Source organism: Achromobacter sp. SX5 (genome assembly GCF_056711425.1).
In genome coordinates this window covers 3,355,489-3,379,408 of the sequence record NZ_CM160041.1, presented here as the reverse complement: position 1 = coordinate 3,379,408, position 23,920 = coordinate 3,355,489, and the positions used below count along the sequence as shown (strand labels likewise).

The 23,920-nt window shown below is 69.0% G+C and carries 23 protein-coding genes; 13 read left to right on the top strand and 10 right to left on the bottom strand.

Translation table 11 applies throughout. From position 1 onward, the window contains the following. Positions 1-3: 3 nt before the first annotated feature. From AC1M14_RS15865 to AC1M14_RS15850, 4 genes are read right to left on the bottom strand one after another with little or no spacing between them, the layout of a single operon-like run. A complete protein-coding gene (locus AC1M14_RS15865) occupies positions 4-1,254 on the bottom strand; it encodes an ABC transporter substrate-binding protein (protein WP_209164895.1) in 1,251 nt (416 codons plus the stop codon). A gap of 42 nt (positions 1,255-1,296) precedes the next feature. Beyond that, entirely contained in the window at positions 1,297-2,040 is a 744-nt protein-coding gene (locus tag AC1M14_RS15860; RefSeq protein ID WP_479729989.1) for a GntR family transcriptional regulator, read from the bottom strand. Between the two features lie 2 nt (positions 2,041-2,042). Next, entirely contained in the window at positions 2,043-3,641 is a 1,599-nt protein-coding gene (locus AC1M14_RS15855) for an AMP-binding protein (protein WP_479729988.1), read from the bottom strand. Between the two features lie 3 nt (positions 3,642-3,644). Then, a complete protein-coding gene (locus tag AC1M14_RS15850; protein WP_102771448.1) occupies positions 3,645-4,673 on the bottom strand; it encodes a cyclase family protein in 1,029 nt (342 codons plus the stop codon). A 114-nt stretch (positions 4,674-4,787) separates the two neighbouring features. Here AC1M14_RS15850 and AC1M14_RS15845 point away from each other — a divergent pair, with 114 nt between their 5' ends. Together AC1M14_RS15845 and AC1M14_RS15840 are read left to right on the top strand one after the other, a co-directional pair. Beyond that, the gene (locus AC1M14_RS15845; protein ID WP_111825382.1) at positions 4,788-5,783 is read left to right on the top strand and encodes a Bug family tripartite tricarboxylate transporter substrate binding protein; all 996 of its coding nucleotides are present in this window, start codon (positions 4,788-4,790) and stop codon (positions 5,781-5,783) included. Then, positions 5,780-6,502 (top strand): SDR family oxidoreductase, encoded by a 723-nt coding sequence (locus AC1M14_RS15840; protein WP_102771446.1) that lies wholly within the window; start codon positions 5,780-5,782, stop codon positions 6,500-6,502. Before AC1M14_RS15845 ends, AC1M14_RS15840 begins: the two co-directional genes overlap by 4 nt. A gap of 4 nt (positions 6,503-6,506) precedes the next feature. On the opposite strand, the gene AC1M14_RS15835 is transcribed toward AC1M14_RS15840, so the two are convergent. After that, entirely contained in the window at positions 6,507-7,388 is an 882-nt protein-coding gene (locus AC1M14_RS15835) for a GlxA family transcriptional regulator (protein WP_479731809.1), read from the bottom strand. Between the two features lie 90 nt (positions 7,389-7,478). On the opposite strand from AC1M14_RS15835, the gene AC1M14_RS15830 reads away from it, so the two are divergent. Beyond that, on the top strand, positions 7,479-8,156 hold the full coding sequence (locus tag AC1M14_RS15830; protein WP_479729987.1) for a DJ-1/PfpI family protein: 678 nt from the start codon (positions 7,479-7,481) through the stop codon (positions 8,154-8,156). 6 nt (positions 8,157-8,162) lie between these two features. On the opposite strand, the gene AC1M14_RS15825 is transcribed toward AC1M14_RS15830, so the two are convergent. Continuing rightward, the gene (locus AC1M14_RS15825; protein ID WP_102771443.1) at positions 8,163-8,645 is read right to left on the bottom strand and encodes an Lrp/AsnC family transcriptional regulator; all 483 of its coding nucleotides are present in this window, start codon (positions 8,643-8,645) and stop codon (positions 8,163-8,165) included. 142 nt (positions 8,646-8,787) lie between these two features. On the opposite strand from AC1M14_RS15825, the gene AC1M14_RS15820 reads away from it, so the two are divergent. Beyond that, entirely contained in the window at positions 8,788-9,411 is a 624-nt protein-coding gene (locus tag AC1M14_RS15820) for a LysE family translocator (RefSeq protein WP_258231328.1), read from the top strand. A gap of 27 nt (positions 9,412-9,438) precedes the next feature. Here AC1M14_RS15820 and AC1M14_RS15815 read toward each other — a convergent pair whose 3' ends face one another. After that, positions 9,439-11,337, bottom strand: a complete 1,899-nt coding sequence (locus AC1M14_RS15815) for an ABC transporter ATP-binding protein (protein ID WP_102771441.1) — start codon at positions 11,335-11,337, stop codon at positions 9,439-9,441. Between the two features lie 535 nt (positions 11,338-11,872). Here AC1M14_RS15815 and AC1M14_RS15810 point away from each other — a divergent pair. The 9 genes from AC1M14_RS15810 (at position 11,873) to AC1M14_RS15770 (ending at position 20,384) form a co-directional block, all read left to right on the top strand. Then, positions 11,873-12,736, top strand: a complete 864-nt coding sequence (locus AC1M14_RS15810) for a VOC family protein (RefSeq protein ID WP_479729986.1) — start codon at positions 11,873-11,875, stop codon at positions 12,734-12,736. Further along, positions 12,733-13,449 carry a class II aldolase/adducin family protein gene (locus AC1M14_RS15805; protein ID WP_479729985.1) on the top strand — a complete coding sequence of 239 codons (717 nt, stop codon included), beginning with the start codon at positions 12,733-12,735 and terminating at the stop codon, positions 13,447-13,449. The genes AC1M14_RS15810 and AC1M14_RS15805 overlap by 4 nt, the downstream gene beginning before the upstream one ends. Further along, on the top strand, positions 13,446-14,900 hold the full coding sequence (locus AC1M14_RS15800; RefSeq protein WP_102771439.1) for a 2-hydroxymuconic semialdehyde dehydrogenase: 1,455 nt from the start codon (positions 13,446-13,448) through the stop codon (positions 14,898-14,900). Before AC1M14_RS15805 ends, AC1M14_RS15800 begins: the two co-directional genes overlap by 4 nt. 61 nt (positions 14,901-14,961) lie before the next feature. Further along, positions 14,962-16,137: an ABC transporter substrate-binding protein gene (locus AC1M14_RS15795; protein ID WP_102771438.1), complete on the top strand. Its 1,176-nt coding sequence runs from the start codon at positions 14,962-14,964 to the stop codon at positions 16,135-16,137. A 10-nt stretch (positions 16,138-16,147) separates the two neighbouring features. After that, on the top strand, positions 16,148-17,068 hold the full coding sequence (locus tag AC1M14_RS15790) for a branched-chain amino acid ABC transporter permease (RefSeq protein WP_102771437.1): 921 nt from the start codon (positions 16,148-16,150) through the stop codon (positions 17,066-17,068). A gap of 25 nt (positions 17,069-17,093) precedes the next feature. Beyond that, complete coding sequence (locus AC1M14_RS15785; protein WP_111825373.1) at positions 17,094-18,134, top strand: branched-chain amino acid ABC transporter permease; 1,041 nt, start codon at positions 17,094-17,096, stop codon at positions 18,132-18,134. Further along, complete coding sequence (locus AC1M14_RS15780; RefSeq protein ID WP_102771435.1) at positions 18,131-18,904, top strand: ABC transporter ATP-binding protein; 774 nt, start codon at positions 18,131-18,133, stop codon at positions 18,902-18,904. The genes AC1M14_RS15785 and AC1M14_RS15780 overlap by 4 nt, the downstream gene beginning before the upstream one ends. A gap of 9 nt (positions 18,905-18,913) precedes the next feature. After that, positions 18,914-19,612 (top strand): ABC transporter ATP-binding protein, encoded by a 699-nt coding sequence (locus AC1M14_RS15775; RefSeq protein WP_479729984.1) that lies wholly within the window; start codon positions 18,914-18,916, stop codon positions 19,610-19,612. 1 nt (position 19,613) lies between these two features. Further along, positions 19,614-20,384: an SDR family NAD(P)-dependent oxidoreductase gene (locus AC1M14_RS15770; RefSeq protein ID WP_102771433.1), complete on the top strand. Its 771-nt coding sequence runs from the start codon at positions 19,614-19,616 to the stop codon at positions 20,382-20,384. A gap of 311 nt (positions 20,385-20,695) precedes the next feature. On the opposite strand, the gene AC1M14_RS15765 is transcribed toward AC1M14_RS15770, so the two are convergent. The 3 genes from AC1M14_RS15765 to AC1M14_RS15755 are packed head-to-tail and all read right to left on the bottom strand — an operon-like array spanning position 20,696 to position 23,818. After that, positions 20,696-21,670, bottom strand: coding sequence for a transketolase family protein (locus tag AC1M14_RS15765; protein ID WP_479729983.1), 975 nt, complete (start codon positions 21,668-21,670; stop codon positions 20,696-20,698). Next, positions 21,667-22,539 (bottom strand): transketolase, encoded by an 873-nt coding sequence (locus tag AC1M14_RS15760; protein WP_168202128.1) that lies wholly within the window; start codon positions 22,537-22,539, stop codon positions 21,667-21,669. Before AC1M14_RS15760 ends, AC1M14_RS15765 begins: the two co-directional genes overlap by 4 nt. A 10-nt stretch (positions 22,540-22,549) precedes the next feature. Further along, positions 22,550-23,818 (bottom strand): aminotransferase class III-fold pyridoxal phosphate-dependent enzyme, encoded by a 1,269-nt coding sequence (locus tag AC1M14_RS15755; protein ID WP_479729982.1) that lies wholly within the window; start codon positions 23,816-23,818, stop codon positions 22,550-22,552. Between the last annotated feature and the right edge of the window lie 102 nt (positions 23,819-23,920).

The following is a 23,920-nucleotide window of genomic DNA, read 5'->3' as shown; positions in this document are numbered from 1 at the left end:
GTCCTACCGCTTCACCAGCGGACAGCTGGACTTCGACAGCGGCATGAAGGCCTGGTCGCCCGGCAGGGTGGCCACCAGCTTGTAGTAGTCCCAGGGGCGCTTGGACTCCGACGGCTGCTTGACCTCGAACAGATACATGTCGTGCACCATGCGGCCGTCTTCGCGGATGCGGCCGTTGGCGGCGAAGAAGTCGTTGATCGGCATGGACTTCATCTGCTTCATGACGGCGGCGGTTTCGTCGGTGCCGGCGGCCTGCACGGCCTTCAGGTAGTGCATCACGGACGAATACGTGCCGGCCTGGCTCATGTTGGGCATTTTCCCGAGCTTGTCGTAGTAGCGCTGGGACCAGGCGCGCGTCTGGTCGTTCATGTCCCAGTAGAAGGCCTCGGTCAGGGTCAGGCCGGCAGCGGCCTGCAGGCCGATGGCGTGGATGTCGTTGATGTAGAGCAGCAGCCCGGCCATTTTCTGGCCGCCCTTGGTCAGGCCGAATTCGCTGGCCGCCTTGATGGCGTTGACGGTGTCGCCGCCGGCGTTGGCCAGGCCCACGATCTGCGCGCGGCTGGCCTGGGCCTGCAGCAGGTAGGAGGCGAAGTCGCTGGAGCCCAGCGGGTGGCGCGACGCGCCCAGCACGGTGCCGCCGTTGGCCTTCACCACTTCGGTCGCCGAGGCCTGCAAGGTGTGGCCGAAGGCATAGTCGGCGGTCAGGAAGTACCAGCTCTTGCCGCCCTGTTCGACGGTGGCGCGCGCCGTGGTGTTGGCCAGCGACCAGGTGTCGTAGGTGTAGTGCACGGAGTAGGGCGAGCACAGGTCGTTGGTGATGCGCTCGGTGCCCGGCCCGCTGTAGACCACGATCTTCTTCTTTTCGCGCGCGACTTCCAGCACCGCCAGCGCGGGCGCCGAGCCGGCCACGTCCATGATGGCGTCCACCTGTTCGGTGTCGTACCACTGGCGCGCCTTGGCCGCGGCGATGTCGGCCTTGTTCTGGTGGTCCACCACCAGCAGGTCGATCTTCCTGCCCAGCACGGTGCCGCCGAAATCCTCGATCGCCATTTGCGCCGCGGTGGCGCTGCCCTTGCCGGTCACGTCGGCGTACACGCCGCTCATGTCCAGGATCAGCCCCAGGCGGACGATGTCGTCGGAAATCGCGCCGGGCGGGGCCGCCGCGGCCCCGGCGGTGACGGCGGAGCTGGCGAAAACCAGGGCGAGGGCGCTGCGCAACTGCGGGAAAATCCGTGGCGTTCCAGGGCGTTTCATGGCGGTCTCCGTTGCGGATGCTGCGGGAAAGGAAGGGCGCGGTCAGCGGCTGCCAAGCAGGTCGAATTCCATGCGCACCTTGCGGAAAGGGAATTCCAGCCGCGCGAAATACACCACGCGGCCGTCGATGCAGACATAGCGCCGCAGTTCGGCGACAGGGGAGGACACGGGGATCTGCAGGGACTCGGCCGATTCCTGGCCGGCCTCGATCACGTTGAGCACCTGCCGCGCCTCGTCGATGCGCGCGCCGTAGTACTGGTCCAGCACCGGCGCCACGGTGCTTTTGCGGATGCGGGCGCGGTGCTTGCGGAACAGCCCGCTGTCGAGGAACACCTCGCTGTAGCAGAACGGGCCAGCCTCGGTGGTGTGGACCCGGCGCAGATATTGGAAGCTGCCGCCGCGCTCGGCCTCGCAAGGCATGCCCAGCGAATCGGGCAGCGGCGAGTCGGCGCTGGACTCCACCAGCGACACCGTGCCCAGCTGATTGCTCAGCTCGACGGTTTCGGCCCAGGTCTTGGGTATCAGCAGCGTGGGGACTTCGGGCAGTTCGGCGTTGACGAAGGTGCCCGAGCCGCGCGAGCGCCGGATCAGGCCGTCCTCCTCCAGCAGGCCGAAGGCCTGGCGGATGGTGGCGCGCGAAATGCCGTAGGTGGCCATCAACGCGTCCAGCGGCGGGATCTGCTGGCCGGGTCGCCAGGTGCGGTTCTGGATATGGCTGCGAAACAGCGCGGCCGCCTGCAGATAGAGCGGCTGCGGGCTGTGCGAAAAAAGTTTGCGCGCGGCCATGGTCAGGGCGAGGAAGCGGAGAGGAGCGCGTCGGCCATTTCGCGCAGCCGGTGCTTCTGGATCTTGACCGAGTTGGCGCTTTCCACCGAAGGGAAGGCGTCGAGCACGGTAAAGCCCGCCGGCACCTTGAAGCCGGCCATGGCCGCCTTGCAGGCCGCGGTCCAGCCGGCCGGGTCGGCCTGCGCGCCCGCGCGCAGCAGCACGAAGGCGTAGGGCACGATCTTGCCGGCGCGGGTGGCCCCGACCACCTGGCAGGCGCGCACGCCGGGCAGGGTCTCGACGAGCTGTTCGATCTCCACCGGGTTGACCAGGAAGCCGGACAGCCGCAGCGAATCGCCCATGCGGGTCTGGAACACGAACTGGCGCGGCGTCAGCGTATAGCCCAGGTCGCCCGTCTTGAAATAGCCGTCGTCCGTGACGGCGGCGGCGCTGGCCTCGGGGTTGTCGAGGTAGCCGCGCATCAGGCTGGGCGAGAGGATTTCGAGTTCGCCGGACTGGCCGTGCGGCAGGATCTCGCCGCTGGCCGGGTCGCGGGCGCGCACCCGGGCCTCGGGATAGATCAGCGTGCCGCCCGGCTGGTGGCGCGCGGAGACGTCGCCCTCGGCCGGGTCGCGCGGCTGGCCGGCCACCAGCGCCACCAGTTCGCTGGAACCGTACAGGCCGGTAAGCGGGACGCCGGCCTCGCGCGCGAGGTCCAGCATGTGGTCCAGCGCCGGCGTGAAGCTGGCGAAGCCGAACAGCCGGGCCGAGGCGAAGTCGCCCGGCGCGCCGGCCTGCATCATGCCGACCAGCGCTTCGTTGTTGGCGTAGGTGTGCGTGACGGCGTAGCGGCGCACGGCGGCGGCCGATTCGGCGGCGTCGAAGACCGGCGCGCAGACCACCGGCACGCCCCGGGCCAGTCCGCCGGCCAGCGTGGCGAAACCGAAGGCGCCGCAAAACGGCGCGCTGGCCAGCACGCAGCTATGCGCGTCGTAGCCGTAGGCCGCGGCCACCGTCGCGCCGTGGCGCAGCAGCGTGGCCTGGTCGTGCAGCACGAATTTGGGCTTGGACGTGGTGCCGGAAGTGGTGAAGCACAACACGCCGGCGTTGCCGTGCGCGGCCGGCGCGGGATCGGGGCAGGCCAGCAGGTCTGCGTAGCGGTGCGCGGGCCGGCCGTGCACCGCCGGCGATTCGCCGGGCTGCGCCAGCGCGACGGCGCCGGCCAGCCGGGCCAGGTGCTGCGGCGCGACCTGGTCCAGGATGCCCTGGAAGTCGATGCCCTTGAACCCCGGCCAGTAGATCAGCCAGTCGGCCTGGCCGCGGCCCAGGATGTCGGCCACTTCCAGCGCCCGGAAGCGGGTGTTGACCGCCAGCACCAGCGCGCCCAGGTGCGCGCAGGCCAGGAACGATTCCACCCAGGCCGAGCAGTTCGGCAGCCACACCGCCACGCGCTGGCCGGGCCGCACGCCCAGCCGCGCCAGGCCCGCGGCCAGCGCCCGGCTGCGCGCGCGCAGCGCGGCGGCGCTGACGGGCGTGTCGCGGTCGATCAGCAGCGGGCTGTCGGGCTGGCGCTCGGCCAGCGCGTCCAGGTGGGCGGAGAAAGTCGAGTAGGGCAGGTCCATGATTCACACCGTGGCGATGGGTGTCACGGGCGAACCCACCGCGCCCGGCATGCGCAGGGGCGGGGCCGTCAGCAGGAAGCGGTTGCGCCCCTCGGCATGCAGCCAGTCGGCCAGGTCCTTCAGGTACCAGAGTTCGGCCAGCGGCACGCCCAGCTTGAAGAGGCAGTGGTGGTGCAGCGGCAGGATGGAATGGCCCGGCCCCGAGCTGCGGGCCGGATAGGCCTCGACCGCGTAGTTGTCGGCGCACAGCGCCGCGATGCCGGATCGCGTGATCCAGTCCAGCAACGCCGGGTCGGAGCCGTCGAGCACCGCGCCGGTCTGCTCCAGCGCGTGCGCGTCGGGCTGGCCGTCCATGGCCACGACCGCTTCGGCGAAGCCGGTGCGCAGCACCAGCATGTCGCCGCTTTCGACCGAGACGTTCTGGGCCAGCATGGCCGCCTGCAGTTCGGCGTGGCCGACCAGCTTGCGGCCGGGGCCGAAGGCGCGCTCCAGGTCCACCAGCACGCCGCGGCCCTGCATGCCTTTCTCGGCGTAGCGGCTGACGCTGAGCTTGCGCGCGTACGAGCCGCCGGGCGGGCAGCAGGCGTCGGCGTCGGCGCCGCCGAACACGTCCACGCCGGCGGCGTAGCCGTTGTAGTAGACGCGGCGCGGCTCGCCGTCGCCGTGGATGTCGAACATCGCGCCCACGTGGCACAGGCCGTCCCATTGCGTCGAGTACTGCATCGACAGCGTGACCTGGTCGTCGGACAGCACGTCCACCGCTTCCGGCTGCACCTGCGACATCTGGAAATTGAGGTAGGGCGTGCCCTCGCGGAACGTGGGCCTGAGCTGCGGCGCGTGGCGCCGCGGGTTCAGGACGTTGCCGCCGGGCAGGTCCAGCGGCAGGGACAGGCAGAACACCTTGCCGGCGCGCACCTCGCGCACCGCCTGCAGCACTTTTTCTTCGGTCAGCAGGTTCAGGCGGCCGAGCTCGTCGTCGGCGCCGAAGTCGCCCCAGGTCGATCCTTCCGGGCGTCGGTTCCAGCGTTTCATCTACTTGTCTCCCATCGGTTTTCTATGCTTTTATGCATATAGTACGTATTTACGTACTTTTAAAAAAGTACCAGAAAAAGCCCGCGACCAGCGGGTTCGAGAGGAGACCACAGCATGACGCAATTCCTGCCTCTGCGCACCGGCTGGCGCCGCTGCGCGATCGCCGCGCTGACCGTGCTGGCGCTGCCGGCGGCCCAGGCCGCGGGCTATCCCGACCATCCCGTGACGGTCGTGGTCCCTTACCCGCCGGGCGGCGGCGCGGACCTGTTCGGCCGCGCCATCGCGCACGCGCTGGAGCCGGGGCTGAAGCAGACCGTGCTGGTCGAGAACCGGCCCGGCGCGGGCGGCAATATCGGCATGGCCTACGTGGCCCGCGCCAAGGCCGACGGCTATACGCTGGGCCTGGGCACCATCGGCACGCAGACCATCAACCAGTTCCTGTACCGCAACATGCCGTTCGATCCCGAACGCGACCTGGTGCCGATCGCGCTCGTGTCCACCACGCCCAACGTCATCGCGGTGAGTGCGAAGTCGCCCTACAAGACCGTGGCCGACGTGATCCAGGCGGCCAAGCAGTCCAAGGACAAGAAGCTGACCTACGCCTCGCCCGGCGTCGGTTCCTCGGTACACTTGACCGGGGCGTATTTCGAGGCGATGGCGGGCGTGACCATGCTGCACGTGCCGTTCAAGGGAACCTCCGCTTCGCTGCCGGCCGTGGCCGGCGGCCAGGTCGACCTGCTGTTCGACAACCTGCCCGGCTCGCTGGCGCAGATCAAGGACGGCAGCCTGGTGCGCGGCGTGGCCGTGACCTCGGCGACCCGCGATCCTTCGGCGCCGGAACTGCCGACCGTGGCGGAGTCGGGCCTGCCGGGCTTCGACGTCACGGCCTGGTTCGCGCTGTACGCGCCGCGCGGCACGCCCGAGCCGGTGGTCAAGCAACTGATCGAAGCGGCGCGCAGCGGCCTGCAAAGCCCAGCCATCGCCAAGAACTTCGCCGGCATGGGGGCCAAGCCCGGCACGCGCTTCGGCGCGGACCTGGCGGCTTTCGAAACCGAGGAGCGCAAGAAGTGGGGCGGCCTCATCAAGGACAAGGGAATCACCGCGCAATGAGCAAGCCCACCGCACTGGTCACCGGCGGCAGCCGGGGCATCGGCCGCGCCATCGTGGCGCGCCTGGTCGAGGACGGCTACGAGGTCGTCAACTTCAGCCGCGGCGCGCCCGAGGCGCTGCTGCCGGGCGAAACCTTCCGCTCGGTGGACCTGGGCGACGCCGCCGCCACCGTCGCCGCCGCGCGCGAACTGGCGGCTGAACGCCCGGTGCTGAACCTGGTGAACAACGCCGGCATGATCCAGGTCGCCCGCCTCGAAGACGTGACCCAGGAGCAGCTGGCGCGCACGCTCGCGCTGAACATGACGGCGCCGCTGTTGCTGATGCAGGCGCTGTTGCCCGGCATGCGCGCGGCGCGCTACGGGCGCGTGGTCAACATAGGCAGTCGCGCCGGACTGGGCAAGGGCGGGCGCACGGCCTACGGCGCGTCCAAGGCCGGTCTGGCCGGCATGACGCGGACCTGGGCGCTGGAGCTGGCCGCCGACGGCGTCACGGTCAACACCGTGGCGCCGGGTCCGGTGGCCACCGAGCTGTTCAACGAGTCGAATCCGCCGGGCGCGCCGCAGACCGTGGCGCTGGAGGCCTCGATCCCGATGGGCCGCGTGGGCCAGCCCCAGGAAGTGGCGCATGCCGTCGCCATGCTGCTGGACCCGCGCGCCGGCTACATCACCGGCCAGCTGCTGTACGTGTGCGGCGGGGTGTCGGTGGGGTTGGCGGGCTGAAGCTTCATTTGGGCGCCGAGCGCAGCGCGAACTGCCGCGCCAGTTCCTTGCGCGGCAGCTTGCCGGTCGCGGCCAGCGCGGCGGCGCGTTCCTCGCGCAGGCGCTTGAGCGCCTCGCTGGGCGGCACGCCGAAATGCGCGGCGAACTTGCGCTGGAAGCTGCGCCGCGACATGCCGCAGGCCTCGGCCATGTCGTCCACCGACCAGCGCGCCGAGAGGCGCGCTTCCATTTTTTCGAGCAGCTCGCGAAACGGCGCGGCCATCCGGTCCTGCAGGCGCAGCGTCTGGCTGTACTGGCGCTGGTCGCCGTTGCGCCGCATGAAGACCACCAGCCGGCGGGCCACCTGCTGCGACAGGCCCGCGCCGAAATCGCGCTCGATCAGCGCCAGCGCCAGGTCGATGCCCGCGGTCACGCCGGCCGAGGTCCAGTACTTGCCGCTTTCGATATAGATGCGGTCGTCCTGCACCCGCAGCGCGGGGTGCTGCGCCTGCAGGCGCGCGGCCGAGCGCCAGTGGGTGGTGACGGACAGCCCGTCCAGCAGGCCGGTGGCCGCCAGCACGAAGGCACCGGTGCACACGCTGCAGACGCGCCGCGCGCGCGGTTCGCGGCGGCGCAGCCAGGCCTGGATTCCGGCGTCGGCGCTGGCGAGGTCCGCGCCGGGGCCGCCGGGCACGACGATCGTGTCGACGGGCGCATCGCCGTCCTGCGCATAGACGCCGTCGGCCTGCATGCGCAGGCCCTGGTCCCAGGTCGCGGCCAGCGGCGCGGCGGCGACGGTGCGTAGCCGGTACAGCGGGCGGCCGGCTTCGTCGTTGGCCGAGCTGAAGGCCTGCCAGGGCCCGGCCAGGTCCAGCGGCTGGAAACCGTCGTACAGCGCGAACACGATCTCCCGTGGCGCGTCCGCGCCCGCAATTGGCGCGCCGCGATGCGCGCCTGCGCCTATGCTGGAAGCCGGCGTTTCTGAAGGAGCATCGTCATGCATGTGAATTTTCTCTTGTTCGAGGGGCTGACCCAGCTGGATATGACCGGGCCGTACGAAGTGCTGGCCAACGCGCCGGGCTTCACCGTGGATTTTGTCGCAAAAACGCGCGATCCGGTGCGCTGCGACCGCGGGCTGCGGTTCGTGCCCACGCAGACCCTGGCGTCGGCGCCGCCCTGCGATCTGCTGGTGGCGCCGGGCGGGCCGGGCACCGACGACGCCATCGTCGATCCGGAGTGGGTGGACTTCACCCGCAGGCAGGGGCTGGCCGCCGCTTACGTGTTCGGCATCTGCACCGGTTCGCTGCTGTTGGGCGCGGCGGGGCTGCTGCGCGGCAAGCGCGCCTCCAGCCACTGGCGCGCGCGCGAACTGCTGTCGCGTTTCGGGGCCACGCCCAGCGGCGAGCGGCTGTGCGTGGACGGCCGGCTGTTCACCGCCGGCGGCGTGACCTCGGGCATAGACATGGCGCTGCTGGTGGTGGCGCAGCTGTGCGGCGAGGACGTGGCCAAGCTGATCCAGCTGCAGATCGAGTACGACCCCAAGCCGCCGTTTCCCGGCGGCACGCCCGAGACCTCGGAAGCGGCCGTGGTGCAGCGCTATCTGGCGCAATCGCAGGCCCGCTTCGAGCACCGTACGCAGGCGGTGGAGCGGGCCGCGGCGGCGATGCCGGCGTAGGCGCGCCTACCTGGCCAGGTGGTCCAGGGGCAGGGGGCTTTGCGGCTTGACCGTCTGGATCGCGAAGTTGCTGCGTATGTCTTTCACGCCGGGCAGCTTCAGCAGCGTGTCGAGCAGGAAACGCTCGTAGCCGCGCAGGTCCGGCACCACCACCTGCAGCAGGAAATCCGATTCGCCCGACACCAGGTGCGCGGCGATGACTTCCGGCAGCGCGCTGACTTCCTTGCGGAACTCGGCCGCGTCGCGCTCGTGGTGGCGCTCGACCTTGATGCCGACGAAGACGGTCAGGCCCAGCCCGACCTCGTCGGGGGCCAGCCGCGCCTCGTAGCCCTGGATCACGCCGGCTTCTTCCAGCAGGCGCACCCGGCGCAGGCAGGGCGAGGGCGACAGCCCGATCTGCTCGGCCAGTTCGACGTTGGTGAGGCGGCCGTTCTGCTGCAGGGCCTCCAGGATGCGGCGGTCGTAGCCGTCCAGTTCGCGTTTTGGCATGGACTTATGTTGATGGATCAGTTATTGGTGAGGTATGCCAATAATGATAGGCCAGGTGGCAGTAATAGCAAGCACATGCCAGCCCGTTTTTTCTAGAATGATCGCCTTCTTCTGGACGGATTGGAGCGGGGCGATGGCGGATATGGCGATGTTTCTGGGGGCCTTGCTGATCGTCTATGTGGTGCCCGGCCCCGACATGATCCTGCTGCTGGAAACCGGGGTGCTGCGTGGACGCGGGCAGGCGCTGGCGGTGGCCGCCGGGCTGGCGATTGCGCGGGCGGCCCACGTGACGCTGGCCGCGCTGGGCCTGGCGGCGCTGTTCAAGACCCACCCGTGGGCGTTCGATATTGCGCGCACGTTGGGCGGCGGTTATCTGGTGTGGCTGGGCCTGCGGCTGCTGCGCGCCGGGCCGGTGTCGTATGACGCCGTGAGCGGGGCGGCGCCGCGCCGCGCCGGCTGGGGGCCGGCGCTGCTGAGCGGCGTGCTGACCAATGTGCTCAATCCCAAGGCCCTGCTGTTCTGCTCGGTGCTGCTGCCGCAGTTCGTGTCGCCGGCCTACGGGCCGATCGGCCGCCAGTTCGCCGTGCTGGGCGCGATCGTGGTCGGCCTGGGGCTGGCGTTCGACGTGATGTGCGCGCTGGCCGGCGGCGCGGTGGGGCGCTGGATGTCGGCCAGCCCGCGCGCCCGGAAAATCCAGGGCTGGATTTTCGGGCTGACGCTGATCGGCTTCGGCCTGCGCCTGACGCTGGCGCAGCGCCCCGCATGACGCGGGCGGCGCTGGCCGGCGCGGGCCTTACTTGGCGTAGGCGTAGGCGTCCTCGCCGGCTTCCGTGTCCGTTTCCGGATCGCGCACCGGCGGCGGCGTCGCGCCGTCTTCCAGCAGTTCGTCCGGCTTGAAGCCCTTGGTCAGTTCCAGGGCCTGGCGCTCGAACAGGCGGCGGTACAGCCCGTGCTTGAGCTGGATCAGCGCTTCGTGGCTGCCTTCCTCGATGACGCGGCCGTGGTCCATCACCAGCAGGCGGTCCAGCGCGCGCACGGTCGACAGGCGGTGCGCCACCACCAGCGTCGTGCGGCCCTCCATCAGGCGGTCCATCGCCCGCTGGATCAGCACTTCGCTTTCGCTGTCCAGGCTGGAGGTGGCCTCGTCCAGGATCAGGATGGGCGCGTCGGCCAGGAACGCCCGCGCGATCGCGACGCGCTGGCGTTCTCCGCCCGACAGCTTCACGCCCCGCTCGCCGACCAGCGTGGCGTAGCCCTTGGGCAGCGCCATGATGAAATCATGGGCGCTGGCCAGGCGCGCGGCCTGCTCGATCTCGGCCTGTGTGGCGCCGGGGCGCGCATAGGCGATGTTCTCCGCCAGGGTGCGGTGAAACAGCACCGGCTCCTGCTGCACGATCGCGATCTGGCTGCGCAGCGAAGCCTGCTTAGCCTGGGCGATGTCCTGCCCGTCGATGGTGATGCGTCCGCCGTTGACGTCGTAGAGGCGCTGGATCAGCTTGATGAACGTGGTCTTGCCCGATCCGGAATGCCCCACCAGCCCGACGCGCTCGCCCGGCGCGATGCGCACCGAGAACCCGTCGTACAGGGCCGTGTCGTGCGCGCCGTAGCGGAAGCTCACGTCCTCGAAGCGGATCTCCCCGGCGGTCACGCGCAGCTCGCCTGCGCCGGGACGGTCGTCCACGCCCAGCGGCTGGCGGCCCAGCGCGACCAGTTCTTCCATGTCGTTGACCGAGCGCTGCAGGTTGCGGATGTGCATGCCCACGTCGCGCAGGTGGCCCTGCAGCATGAAGAACATCGTCAGCGCGAAGGTGATGTCGCCCACGCTGGCCTCGTTGCGCGACCACAGCAGCAGGGCCATGCCCAGGATGCCGGCCTGCATCGCCACCAGCATCGCGCCCTGCACGCCGCCGTTGATCGTGCCGCGCACCCAGGTGCGGCGCGTGCGGTTGCGCCATTTGTCGACCACGCGGCCGAGCCGGACCTCTTCGCGGGTCTCGGCGCCGAAGGCCTTGACCACCGCGTTGCAGGTGACGGCGTCGGCCAGCGCGCCGCCCATGCGCGTGTCCCAGGCGTTGCCCAGGCGCGCGGCCGGCGCCACGTAGCGCAGCGACAGCGTGGTCGTGACGGCGATATACAGCACCGAGCCGGCGCCCACCACCAGACCCATCATGGGCCAGTGCGCGCCCAGCAGCGCGGTGGCGCCGACCAGCATGACGACGGAGGGCAGCAGCGCGATCAGCAGCGTGTCGTTGAGGATGTCCACCGCCCACATGCCGCGCGTGACCTTGCGCACCGTCGAGCCGGCGAAGCTGTTGGCGTGCCAGTCGGTGGAAAAGCGCTGCACGCGGTAGAAGGCGTTGGAGACGATGGCGTTCATCATCTTCAGCGTGAAGGTGATGATGTTCTGGAACACCGCCTGGCGCAGCAGCGTGCTGCCCACGCCCAGCGCGATCAGCAGCCAGAACGAGGTCACCGCGGCGCTCCAGACCAGCTCGTCGCCGGCGGCGCCGGAGGCCACCGCGTCGACCAGGCGGCCGGCGTACAGCGGCGTCAGCACGTCGGCCAGCGACGACAAGAGCGCCAGCGCCACGATCAGCGCCGTGCGCCAGGGCTGCTCGCGCCAGTGGCGGAAGGTAAAACCGAGAACGTCCTTGAAGGCCTGTCCTCGCAGATCGAGTTTTTTTCTAGCCATTGCAATGGCCCGGCGTCACCAGGACGCCGGGAGTCCTTGTGTGGAAAGAGGAAGGAACGGCCCGCGCGGTCGGCGCAGGCATTGCGTTTACGGGTTTGGGGCGGGCACGGGGGACCGGTCGCCAGATAAGCATCCGGCGACGGGCCCGCGCGGGCGACGACTTAATTGCGTCGCGGGGACACGCGCGGGAAGGCGGTTTGTGCGTACATCATTGCGCCTCCCTGAGGTGTGTTGAAGTGAAAATAGGACGGATCATGCCAAACATGGGCAATGTCCCGAATTGAAGATTCTATAGAAGTGATGTAGTCGAATCAACGGGCCTCGCGCGCGGTGTCGGTTTTTTTCAACTGGGGAGTCGCGTGGGAATGCGGCGCGGACTCGGATGGGCCTGGGACTACAGCGTCCCGCAAAAATCTCGATAAAAATTATTGACGCCGAGATTTTTGATGCTTATCGTAGAAAAAAATGGCGCCGCCAACCCGAGCCGGACCGCGCGACCCGCGCAACACCGGCCACAGGCGCGAGGAGACAGGCAGTGATACGGCTACACGACATCCGGTACGTCCGGCTGGGCACGCGCGACCTCGATGCGGCGGTGTGCTATGCGACCACCGTGCTGGGGCTGGAACTGGCCCGCAAGGAGCACGGCGCGGTCTATTTCAAATCCGATTCGCGCGACCACACGCTCTGCTATTTCGAGGGCGATCCGCGCGACCATACCTCGGCCTTCGAGGTCGACACCGCCGAAGAACTGGAGCAGGCCGGCGCCGTGCTGGAACGCAGCGGCTACACGGTGCAGGCCGGCAGCCGCGAAGCGGCCGAGCAGCGCTACGTGCGCGACTTCCTCAGCTTCATCGACCCTTCCGGCAACCGCATCGAACTGGTGCACGCGCCGCAGCACAGCGGCCGGCGCTACTTTCCCGGCCGCGACGCCGGCATCACGGGGTTTTCGCACATCGGCCTGCGCACGCTGGACGCGCGCCGCGACGAGGCCTTCTGGACCGGCCTGCTGTCGGCCCGCGTCAGCGACCGCATCGGCGAGGCGCCGCTGCTGCGCATCGACGAGGTGCACCACAAGATCGCGCTGTTCCCGTCCAGCTATCCGGGCGTGCAGCACATCAATCACCAGGTCGAGAGCATCGACGACATCATGCGCGCCTGGTATCAGCTGCGCGAGTGGAACGTGCCGATCCGCTTCGGCCCCGGCCGGCATCCGACCTCGGGCGCCATGTTCCTGTATTTCGACGGACCCGACGGCATGATCTACGAATACTCCACCGGCGTGCGTCTGATCAGCGCCGAAGACGAAAAAACCTACCGGCCGCGCAGCTTCCCCGCGATACCGTCCTCGTTCTGCATGTGGGGCGCCAAGCCCGATATCCCGGAGTTCAAGTCGTGAGCGCCGCGCCGGATTCCGGCCAGCAGGCGCTGGTGCGCGTCGCGGCCCGCGCGCTGGCCCGCGCCAACCTGGTCCATGCCTACGGCCATTGCAGCGCCCGCATCGACGCCGACCATTTCCTGGTGTGCGCGGCCCGGCCCATGGGCCTGATCGAACCGGGCGAGCCCGGCACGGTGGTGCCGGTGCATGGCGAGCTGCCCGAGGGTGTGCTGGGCGAAGTGCGCATCCATCAGCACATCTACCGGCTGCGCCCGGACGTGGGCGGGGTGGTGCGGTCCATGCCGCCCACCGTTATGACGCTGTCCACGGCCCGGGTCACGCCGCAGCCGCGCCACGGCATGGGTTCGTATTTTTCCCCGGCCGTGCCGCTCTGGGACGATCCGCAGCTGGTGCGCAGCGACGCGCAGGCGCGCGGCGTGGCCGAGACGCTGGGCGCGGCCCGCGCGGTGGCCATGCGCGGCAACGGCGCGGTGGTGGCGGCCGAGTCCCTCATGCATGCCGTCGTGCTGACCTGGTATCTGGAAGACGCGGCCCGCATCGAATTGCAGCTGCGTTCGGCCGGCCTGGCCAATGAGGGCCCGACGCTGGCCCTCGAAGAAGCGGCCCGGCGCGCCGTCGGCACCGGCCGCATCTACGAACGCATGTGGGAATACCTGAGCGCCGGCGATCCCGAAGCGGCGCTGGCCGACCTGTCACAACCGAGGAAGCAATGACCGATTTCCGCAACTTCATCAACGGCCAGTGGGTCGCCACCGGCAACACCTTCGACAACCGCGACCCGGTCGACAACCGCCTGGTCGGGCGCGTGCACGAGGCCGGCGACGCCGAGATCGACGCCGCGGTGCGGGCGGCCAAGGCCGCGCTGCGCGGCCCCTGGGGCCAGTTGAAGACCCAGCAGCGCGTCGAACTGCTGCACGCGGTGGCCGATGGCATCAACCGCCGCTTCGACGACTTCGTCGACGCCGAGATCGCCGACACCGGCAAGCCCTATGCGCTGGCCAGCCACCTGGACATCCCGCGCGGCGCGGCCAACTTCAAGATCTTCGCCGACCTGATCCGCAACGTTCCCAACGAGACCTTCGACCTGGAAACCCCGGACAACGGCCACGCGCTTAACTACGGGGTGCGCGTGCCGCGCGGAGTGATCGGCGTGATCTGTCCGTGGAACCTGCCGCTGCTGCTGATGACCTGGAAGGTCGGTCCGGCGCTGGCCTGCGGCAACACGGTGGTGGTCAAGCCTTCCGAGGACACGCCGGGCACGGCCACGCTGCTGGGCGAAGTGATGAACGAGGTCGGCGTGCCGGCCGGCGTCTACAACGTGGTGCACGGGCGCGGCCCGGGCTCCGCCGGAGAAAAGCTCACCCGCCATCCGCTGGTCGACGGCATCACCTTCACCGGCGAGACCCGCACGGGCGAGGCCATCATGCAGGCCGCCGCCGTGGGCGTGCGGCCGGTGTCGTTCGAGCTGGGCGGCAAGAACGCCGGCATCGTGTTCGCCGACGCCGACTTCGACAAGGCGGTCGCCGGCATCGCGCGCGCGGCGTTCGACAACACCGGGCAGGTCTGCCTGGGCACCGAGCGCGTCTACGTGCAGCGTCCGATCTTCGAACGCTTCGTGGCGGCGCTGGGCGAGCGTGCGCGCGGCTTCACGCTGGGCCGTCCCAAGGACCCGGGCGTCAACCTGGGCCCGCTGATTTCGCAACGCCACCGCGACAAGGTGCTGGGCTACTACAACCGCGCCCGCGAAGAAGGCGCGACGGTGGTGGCCGGCGGCGGCGTGCCCGACATGCCCGGCGAACTGGCCGCCGGCGCCTGGGTGCAGCCCACCGTCTGGACCGGGCTGCCCGAGACCTCGGCCGTCATCCAGCAGGAGATCTTCGGGCCGTGCTGCCACGTCGCGCCTTTCGACACCGAGGAAGAGGCGATCGCGCTGGCCAACGCCACGCCCTACGGCCTGGCCGCCAGCGTATGGACCACCAACGTGGGCACCGCGCACCGCATGGGCCGGGCGCTGGAGGTGGGCATCTGTTGGATCAATTCCTGGTTCCTGCGCGACCTGCGCACGGCCTTCGGCGGCTCGAAGCAATCGGGCATCGGCCGCGAGGGCGGCGTGCATTCGCTGGAGTTCTATACGGAGCTGCGCAATGTCTGCGTGAAGCTCTGAACCCCCCCGGCAGGCGCCGCAAAGAACGGCGCCGCCGCCCATCCTCCAAAGGAGACATACCATGCAAGCATACGCACGCGGGCTGTCCGCGCTGGCCGCCATCGCGGCCCTGACGGCGGCCAGCGCCGCAATGGCGGACATCCGCATCGGCTTTACCGGCGTGCTGTCCGGGCCGCAGGCGGCGCTGGGCCAGGACCAGTACGACGGCCTGATGCTGGGCATCGAGCAGCTGGGCGGCAGCCTGGGCGGCCAGAAGGCGGTGGTGATCCGCGAAGACGACCAGCTCAAGCCCGACGTGGGCGCGCAGATCGTGCAGAAATTCATCGAGAAGGACAAGGTCGACGCGATCGTCGGCCTGGGCTTCTCCAACGTGCTCATGGCCGAACTGCGGCGCATCAAGGAATCCGGCGTGGTGGCGATATCCACCAACGCCGGCCCCGCGCCGATCGCCGGACGCATGTGCCTGCCCAATCTGTTCGTGCTGGGCTGGCAGAACGACAGCATGTCCGAGGCCATGGGCAAGTACGTCAAGGACCAGGGCTACAAGCGCGCCTACCTGATGTCGTCCAACTACCAGGCCGGCAAGGACAAGCTGGCCGGCTTCAAGCGCTTCTACGGCGCCGCGCCGGCCGACGAAATCTATACCCAGCTGGGCCAGCTGGACTATTCCGCCGAGATCTCGCGCATGCAGTCGGCCGGGCCGGACGCGCTCTTCGTGTTCTACACCGGCGGGGTGGGCGTGAACTTCGTGCGCCAGCTGCGCCAGGCCGGCCTGATGGAGAAACTGCCGTTCTTCTCGGAAAGCCTGATCGACTCCAACACGCTGGCCGCGCTCAAGGACCAGGCCACCGGCGCCATCTACGGCACGCCCTGGGCGACCACGCTGGACAATCCGCAGAACCGCAAATTCGTCGAAGCCTTCAAGGCCAAGTACGGACGGCTGCCGTCGGAGTACGCGGTGGGCGGCTATGACGCCGCCTATCTGCTGGACGCGGCGGTCAAGCAGCTCGACGGCAAGCTCGGCGACAGCCGCAAGCTGGCCGCCGCGGTCAAGGCGGCGGGCGCCAGCTTCCCCTCGGTGCGCGGCTCGTTCCGCTTCAACACCAACAACATGCCGGTGCAGAACCTGTACGCCTATCAGGTCGTGAAAAACGGTGAAAACGTCGACGTCAAGCAGTTGGCCACCGTGTTCACCGACCACCAGGACGCCTACGTGGCCGACTGCCCGATGAAATAACGGAACGCCCATGAACGGATCACTACTGCTGTCCCAACTGCTCAATGGCCTGCAGCTGGGCGCGCTGCTGTTCCTGCTGTCCTCGGGGCTGACTCTGATCTTCGGCATCATGAACTTCATCAACCTGGCGCACGGCTCGCTCTACATGATCGGGGCGTTCCTGGGCGCCACGGCCTACAACGCCAGCGGCTCGTTCGCCTTCGCCATCCTGGCGGCGGTGGTCGGCAGCGGCTTCGTCGGCGTGGTGCTCGAACGCCTGATCGCGCGGCCGCTGTACCGCCACGATCACCTGTACCAGGTGCTGGCCACCTTCGGCCTGATGATGTTCTTCAACGAGCTGGCCTCGGTCATCTGGGGCAGCCGGCCGTATTTCGCGGCCGTGCCGAGCAGCCTGGACGGCGCGGTCAGCCTGTTCGGCAGCGACTACCCGGTGTATCGGCTGATGATCATCGGGGTGGGGGCGCTGGTGGCGTTGGGGGCCTGGTTCCTGATCCAGCGCACGCGCTTCGGCATGCTGATCCGCGCAGGCGCCAGCAACGCGCCCATGGCCAGCGTGCTGGGCGCCAACGTCGACCTCCAGAAAACGCTGCTGTTCCTGCTGGGCGCGGTGCTGGCCGGCGTGGCGGGCGCCCTGGCCGGGCCGATCCTGTCGGTGCAGTCCGGCATGGGCGAGCCGGTGCTGATCCTGGCGCTGGTGGTGATCGTGGTCGGCGGCATCGGCTCGGTGCGCGGCACCCTGGTCGCGGCGCTGCTGATCGCCATGATAGACACGCTGGGCCGCGCCTTCCTGCCCGACATGCTGCGCGCGGTCTTCGACGCCTCGGTCGCCAACGCGGTCGGCCCGGCGCTGGCCTCCATGCTGATCTACGTGCTGATGGCGGTGGTGCTGGCATTCCGGCCGCAGGGCCTGGTCTTTTCCGCGCGGCGCTGACGGCGCCGCGCAAGGGCATAACATCATGCAAGCAAACGACAAGCGGCGCTGGGCGCTGCCCCTGCTGTTCCTGGTCCTGGCCGGCGTGCCGTTCGCGGCGCAATGGCTGGGAGAACCGTTCTACGTCACCCTGGGCGCGCGCATCCTGATCTACGCGCTGGCCGCGCTGGCGCTGAACCTGGTGCTGGGCTTCGCCGGCCTGGTCAGCTTCGGGCACGCCATGTTCCTGGGCCTGGGCTGTTACGCGGTAGGCATCCTCAGCTACTACGGCTTCGGCAACGGCTGGCTGCAGCTGGCCGTCTGCATCGCCGTATGCGCGCTGGTGGCGCTGGTGGTCGGCACGGTCTGTCTGCGCACTTCCGGCATCGGCTTCATCATGATCACGCTGGCCTTCGCCCAGATGTTCTATTTCCTGGCCGTCAGCCTGCGCGAGTACGGCGGCGACGACGGCCTGAACATCTACGAGGCCAGCGCCTTCGGCCTGTTCGAACTGGACGGCAGCCTGCCCGTGTACTGGGCGGCCTGGGCGCTGCTGCTGGTCTGCAGCATCGGCATGCTGCGCCTGCGCCGCTCGCCCTTCGGCATGATCTTGCGCGCCACCCACGCCAACCCGCGGCGCGTGGACGCGCTGGGCTACTCCGTGTTCGGCGTGCGCCTGACGGCCTACGTCGCCTCGGGCGTGCTGACCGGCGTCGCCGGCCTGCTGCTGGCCAACCTGACCGCCTTCGCCTCGCCCAGCTACATGTCCTGGCCCGTCTCGGGCGAGCTCATCGTCATGGTCGTGATCGGCGGCCTGGGCAGCGTGCTCGGGCCCATCGTCGGCGCCATCGCCTACCTGCTGATGGAAGAAGCCTTCAAGAGCCTGACGCAGCACTGGATGCTGCTGATGGGACCGGCCGTGGTCGTCATCGCCATGCTCGCCAAGGGCGGCTACGGCAATTCCCTGGCCTGGCTGCGGCGCGCGCCGCCGGCCGGACCCGCCGCGCCCGCCGCTGCGCCGCCGGCCGGCGACGGCCAGCAGGACCGCCGTCCGCCGGACACCCTGGCCAAGGAGGCCTCCGCATGACCATGCAAACCGCCTCCGCGCCGGCCGGCCTGTCCACCCACGACCTGGTGCGCCGCTTCGGTGGCCTCAAGGCCACCGACGGCGTATCGCTGGACGTGGCCCCCGGCGAACTGCACGCGCTGATCGGCCCCAACGGCGCCGGCAAGACCACGCTCATCAACCTCCTGTCGGGCGAACTGCGGCCCGACGGCGGCGCCGTGCGCCTGGGCGCGGCCGACGTCTCGCGCGCTTCTGTCCAGGAGCGCGTCGCCCAGGGCATGCTGCGCTCCTATCAGGTGACCTCGGTCTTCGACAGCTACACCGTGCTCGACAACGCCTGCCTGGCCGCGTTGCGCAAGCGCCGCCGGCGCCTGTCGCCCTGGACCGCGCTGCGCGACTGCGCCGACGTCGTGGACGCCGCCACCCAGGCGCTGCGCGCCTGCCGGCTCGAAGACGTGGCCGAGGCCGAGGTCGCCAGCCTGGCCTACGGCCAGCGCCGCCAGCTCGAAATCGCCATGGCCCTGGCCGGCGAGCCCTCGGTGCTGCTGCTGGACGAACCCATGGCAGGCATGAGCGCGGCCGAAAGCGCCGGTGTCATCGCCCTGCTGCAAAGCCTCAAAGGCCGCTACACCATCGTCCTGGTCGAGCACGACATGAACGCCGTCTTCGCGCTGGCCGACCGCATCAGCGTGCTGGTCTACGGCAAGATCATCGCCACCGGCAGCGCCGAACAGATACGCAACCATCCCGACGTGCGCCGCGCCTACCTGGGCGACGACGCCGACGCATAAGGAGCCGCCATGTTGAGCATCAGCGGATTGACGGCGGCCTACGGCCATTGCCAGGCGCTCTTCGGCGTGGACCTGGACGTGGGCGAGGGCGAAGTCCTCGGCCTGATCGGCCGCAACGGCATGGGTCGCAGCACCGTCATCAAATGCCTGTTCGGCCTGCTGCCGGCCAGCCAGGGCAGCATCCGCTACGGCGACCGCTCGCTGCGCGGGCTGGCGCCGTACCGCATCGGCCGCATGGGCCTGTCCCTCGTGCCCGAAGGCCGCCAGATCTTCCCGACCCTGACCGTGGAAGAAAACCTCGTCGCCACCGCCATCGCGCGCGGCGGCGCCCGCAACTGGACGCTGGAGCGCGTCTACGACCTGTTCCCGCGCCTGCGCGAACGCCGCGCCAACCTGGGCACCCAGCTCTCCGGCGGCGAACAGCAGATGCTGGCCCTGGGCCGCGCGCTCATGACCAACCCCAGGCTGCTGGTCCTGGACGAAGCCACCGAAGGCCTGGCGCCCGTGGTGCGCGCCGAAATCTGGCGCGTGCTGGCGCAATTGAAAGCCGAAGGCCTGTCCATGATCGTGGTCGACAAGAACACCACGGCCCTGCTGCGCCTGTCCGACCGCAACGTCATCCTCGACAAAGGCGTGACCGTGTGGCGCGGCAGCTCGGCCGAACTGTCCAAACGGCCCGACCTGGTGGCCGCCTACGTGGGAGTCTGAAATGAGATTGCAGGACAAAGTGGCGCTCGTCACCGGCGCGGCCGGCGGCATCGGCCTGGCCATCGCGCGGCGCTTCGTCGCCGAGGGCGCCTGCGTGCTGCTGGCCGACCGCAAGCAGGCCGAACTGACGGCGGCGGCCCGCTCCTTGGGAGACCGCGCCGCCGCCGCGACGGCCGACGTGACCGACCCGGCCGACGCCCAGGCGCTGGCCGACGAATGCGTGCGCCGCTGGGGCGGCCTGGACGTCTGCGTCTGCAACGCCGGCGTGATCCGCGCCGCCGACTTCCTGGACCTGACACTGGAAGACCTGGACGCCGTCATGAACGTCAACGTGCGCGGCACCTTCCTGGTCGCCCAGGCCGCCGCGCGCGCCATGGTCGCGGGCGGACGCGGCAACGGCGCCATCGTCACGCTGTCCTCGATGACCGCGGAACTGGCCATGCCCGACCAGCTGGCCTACGGCGCCAGCAAGGGCGCGGTGCGGCAGATGACCAAATCGATGGCGCTGTCCCTGGCGCCGCATGGGATACGGGTCAACGCCATCGGGCCGGGCAGCATCGATACCGAGATCCTGGCCACGATTACCAGCAACCCCGACGCCCGCAAGACCGTGCTGTCGCGGATTCCGATGCAGCGGTTGGGGTCGCCGGACGAAGTCGCCAAGGTGGCGGTGTTTCTGGCTTGCGATGATTCCAGTTATGTGACGGGGCAGACGGTGTATGCGGATGGGGGGAGGTTGGCGTTGAACTATACGGTTGCCGTCAAGGAGTAGGGGGTGTTATGGGTACTGTCGCTATGGGGTCAGGTGGGTTAGAGGGATAGAACCAGGATGAGCCTGAGGCCGTGAGCATGACGGTGGTCGAGTCAAGGCCGAATCTACGTTCTGATGTCGCGGCCGGGTTCTGGCATTCCTGACAGCCGCTCGTCCCATGTCTCAAATAGGTCGTAAGCAGTCGTTGATGGCGGACGGCTTTCGACCCATTGCGGCCGTTGGGCTAGACAGATTGATCGGCTGCAATACAGCGATTGCTATCCGTGTCACATCTGCCTGGCCCAAGGGGCCAAGGGCCTGGCCGCCAGTCCTTACGCGGTGCCGGCCACGCGCAGGAATTCGCGCACGACGGCCGGAGCGTCCATGCCGAACTCGGCCATCAGGTAAGGCGTCGTGCCGCCATGGGTAAACGTGTCGCGTACGCCGACGCGAGCGAAATTGACCGCGACTTTGTTTTCCATGAGCAACTCTGCCACGGCCGAGCCCAGGCCGCCGATGATCGAATGGTTTTCCACCGTGATCACCGTGGGCACTTCGCGCGCCATGGCCGCTATGGCGGGGTTCAGCGGCTTGAGCGACGTGACGGCGACGACGCCCACGTCCTTGCCCTGACGAGCGAGTTCGGCGGCGGCGGCTTCGGCGATCGGAATGCTCAGGCCGCTGGCCAGGAGCAGGCCGTCTCGTCCGGCGCGCAGCCTGGCGAGTCCCTGCTCGGACGACGGGCGGCTCGCAGCGGGCGTGGCCCCGTTGGCTCGCGCCAGGCGCAGATAGACGGGTCCGTCGTAGGCCAGCGCCTCTTCCACTGCGGCGGCGGCCTGTCCGGCGGCCGGTTCCAGGATGCGCATGCGGGGCAGGGCGCGCATCAGGGCCACGTCGTCGATGGCCTGGTGGCTCACGCCGAGCAAGGTGTCCACGCCCGGGATGAAACCGACCAGCTTGACGTTCAATCCGGGATAGGCCACCTGCATGGCGACCTGGTCGTAGGTGCGGCGCGTGGCGAAGACGCTGAACGTATGCACGAACGGGATGCAGCCGCAGCGCGCCATCCCGCCTGCCATGCCGACCATATTGGCTTCGGCGATGCCGGCCTGGTAGAAGCGGTTGGGCAGGGCGTCGCGGAAGATGTCGGTTTCCGTGGGGCCGCTCAGGTCCGCGGTCAGCGCCACGATGCGCGGGTCGCGGCGGGCCGCGGCCAGCAGCGCCTCGCCATAGATCCGGCGCGCGGCCGGGGCGCCGGAGCGGTCGGTGAAATCATTGACGGCCAGGTTGTCTTGAGAGCGGCTCATGCCTGGATCTCCAGATGATCGAGTTCTTGCAGCGCGAGAGCGGCGGCCTGCGGCGGCAGCTTCAGGTTGTGTCCCAGTATCCCTTCGAGCGAGGGCGCGCCCTTGCCGACCAGCGTGCGCGCGATGATGCAATGCGGCTGTCCGGGAACGGTGCGCGCGAGTTGCAGCGTTTTCAGCAAGGCGGGAATGCTGTTGCCGTCGATGTCATGCGTGTGCCACCGGAACGCGCGCCATTTGTCCGCCAGCGGTTCGTCGGGCTGGACCTGATTGATGTGGCCTTCGACCTGCATGGCGTTGGCGTCGATGATGAGGCAGAGGTTGTCCAGGCCCCAGTTGCCGGCGACCAGCGCGGCCTCCCAGACCTGGCCTTCCTGCAGCTCTCCGTCGCCCAGCACCACATAGACGCGGCTGTTGCTGCCCGAGCGCTTGAGCGCGGCGGCCATGCCCACGCCGACGGACAGGCCCTGGCCCAGCGAGCCGCAGGTCGCCTCGATCATGGGGCCAAGGCGTTCCGACGCGTTGATCTCCAGTTCGGAACCGTCGTCGCAATAGGTGTCCAGGCGCCGTGCGTCCAGGATGCCCCGCGCGGCCAGCGTGGCGTAGAAAATGGCGGTGTTATGCGCGGTGGACAGGATAAAGCGGTCGCGCTGCGGCCATGCCGGATCTTCGGGCTTGAGATTCAGTTCCGAAAAGTACAGCGTGGCGAACAGGTCGGCCGCGCCGAGCCCTTGCTGGACATACCCCTGGCCGGTGCGCGCCACCATGTGCACAACCTGCTTGCGCAGCGCGAGCGCGATCCGCGCCAGTTCGGATGCTTCCCGGGTCGGGGCGAATACCGGGAGTGGTGTAAGGGCGGTCTGTGCTGCCATCGTTTTTCCTTCAGTGGGCGGCCACATCAGCGACCATCGCGAAGGCGTGGTCGGTGATCTGCAGGGCGTGATCGATGTCTTGCGCGGTATGCGCGAGGCTGAGGAACATGTTGTGGCGGTGGTGCAGGTAGACGCCATGTTTCAGCGCTTCGGCCGTGAAGCGGGCGCCCCGGGAGTAGTCGGCGTCATCCTCGAACAGCACCAGCGGCAGCTGGGCGGGGCCCGTCTGACTGATCTTGACGCCGTGCTTGTCTGCCTGGCGTTGCAGGCCGTCGCGCAAGCGCTGGCCCATCTTCTCGAAGTGCTGGATCGCGCCGCTGTTTTCCAGGACGTCCAGCGTGGCGATGGCGGCGGCCATGGCCACCCCGCCCATCCAGAACGAACCGGTGATGTAGATCTGCTGCGCCGCTTTGCGAAAGGCGTCGTTGCCGGTCACCGCGGCCAGGGAGTGGCCGTTGGCGATTGCCTTGCTCCAGGCGCAGATATCGGGCCGCACGCCCAGGGGTTCCCAGCTTCCTTGCAATGACAGGCGCATGCCGGCGCGCACTTCGTCGATGACCAGCGCCGCGCCCTGGCGGTCGCACAGGGCGCGTGCCGCCCGGGCAAAATCGGGATGCGGCAATTCCTGCGGTACGCCCAGGTCGTGGCGGAAGGCCGACACCAGGACGGCAGCCAGATCGTCGCCGGCTTCGCGGGCTGCGGCTTCCAGGCTTTCGATGTCGTTGAACTTGAAGTAAATCAGGTGCGCGCGGTCTTCGGCGGTGACGCCTGCCACCGACGGCGTGCACCACGGCACGGCGCCGTGATAAGCGCCTTTGGCCAGGAGGATCTTGCGCTTGCCGGTGCCGGCGCGGGCAATCATCAGGGCGGCGGTGGTGGCGTCCGAACCGTTCTTCTGGAACATGGCCCAGTCCGCGTGGGGCAGCATGCCGACCAGCCGCTCCGACAGCTCCACCAGCCTGGCGGTGGGGCCGTTCATGCAATCGCCTTGCTCGGCCTGCTTGCGGGCGGCCTCGTCGATGACCGGATGTTTGTGGCCCGCGATGATGGGGCCCCAGCTGCACATGAAATCCAGGTATTCACGGCCGTCCACGTCCCAGAGGCGGCAACCGTCGGCGCGCGCAAAAAACTGAGGGTAGCCGGCCGGCAGGATCCTGGCGTTCAGGTGGCCGTACATGCCGCCCGGAATGACCTTGTCGGCCCGGGCCCGTAGGGCCGCGTCCACAAGTGCGAGATTACTGCCCTGGTTCAGATCTACTGCCGTTTGTGTCGCGGTCATATGTCGTTCCCATCCCTGGCTGACAGTGCTTGGAATAAACATGATACATGATATATGATGTTTGCAAACACAGTGTTTGCCCCGATCGGAATGCGGGAAAAC

Coding starts and splice junctions, on each gene's coding strand:
- AC1M14_RS15865 (WP_209164895.1), bottom strand. CDS start 1,254: ATGAAACGCCCTGGAACGCCACGGATTTTCCCGCAGTTGCGCAGCGCC.
- AC1M14_RS15860 (WP_479729989.1), bottom strand. CDS start 2,040: ATGGCCGCGCGCAAACTTTTTTCGCACAGCCCGCAGCCGCTCTATCTG.
- AC1M14_RS15855 (WP_479729988.1), bottom strand. CDS start 3,641: ATGGACCTGCCCTACTCGACTTTCTCCGCCCACCTGGACGCGCTGGCC.
- AC1M14_RS15850 (WP_102771448.1), bottom strand. CDS start 4,673: ATGAAACGCTGGAACCGACGCCCGGAAGGATCGACCTGGGGCGACTTC.
- AC1M14_RS15845 (WP_111825382.1), top strand. CDS start 4,788: ATGACGCAATTCCTGCCTCTGCGCACCGGCTGGCGCCGCTGCGCGATC.
- AC1M14_RS15840 (WP_102771446.1), top strand. CDS start 5,780: ATGAGCAAGCCCACCGCACTGGTCACCGGCGGCAGCCGGGGCATCGGC.
- AC1M14_RS15830 (WP_479729987.1), top strand. CDS start 7,479: ATGCATGTGAATTTTCTCTTGTTCGAGGGGCTGACCCAGCTGGATATG.
- AC1M14_RS15825 (WP_102771443.1), bottom strand. CDS start 8,645: ATGCCAAAACGCGAACTGGACGGCTACGACCGCCGCATCCTGGAGGCC.
- AC1M14_RS15820 (WP_258231328.1), top strand. CDS start 8,788: ATGGCGATGTTTCTGGGGGCCTTGCTGATCGTCTATGTGGTGCCCGGC.
- AC1M14_RS15815 (WP_102771441.1), bottom strand. CDS start 11,337: ATGGCTAGAAAAAAACTCGATCTGCGAGGACAGGCCTTCAAGGACGTT.
- AC1M14_RS15800 (WP_102771439.1), top strand. CDS start 13,446: ATGACCGATTTCCGCAACTTCATCAACGGCCAGTGGGTCGCCACCGGC.
- AC1M14_RS15795 (WP_102771438.1), top strand. CDS start 14,962: ATGCAAGCATACGCACGCGGGCTGTCCGCGCTGGCCGCCATCGCGGCC.
- AC1M14_RS15790 (WP_102771437.1), top strand. CDS start 16,148: ATGAACGGATCACTACTGCTGTCCCAACTGCTCAATGGCCTGCAGCTG.
- AC1M14_RS15785 (WP_111825373.1), top strand. CDS start 17,094: ATGCAAGCAAACGACAAGCGGCGCTGGGCGCTGCCCCTGCTGTTCCTG.
- AC1M14_RS15780 (WP_102771435.1), top strand. CDS start 18,131: ATGACCATGCAAACCGCCTCCGCGCCGGCCGGCCTGTCCACCCACGAC.
- AC1M14_RS15775 (WP_479729984.1), top strand. CDS start 18,914: ATGTTGAGCATCAGCGGATTGACGGCGGCCTACGGCCATTGCCAGGCG.
- AC1M14_RS15770 (WP_102771433.1), top strand. CDS start 19,614: ATGAGATTGCAGGACAAAGTGGCGCTCGTCACCGGCGCGGCCGGCGGC.
- AC1M14_RS15765 (WP_479729983.1), bottom strand. CDS start 21,670: ATGAGCCGCTCTCAAGACAACCTGGCCGTCAATGATTTCACCGACCGC.
- AC1M14_RS15760 (WP_168202128.1), bottom strand. CDS start 22,539: ATGGCAGCACAGACCGCCCTTACACCACTCCCGGTATTCGCCCCGACC.
- AC1M14_RS15755 (WP_479729982.1), bottom strand. CDS start 23,818: ATGACCGCGACACAAACGGCAGTAGATCTGAACCAGGGCAGTAATCTC.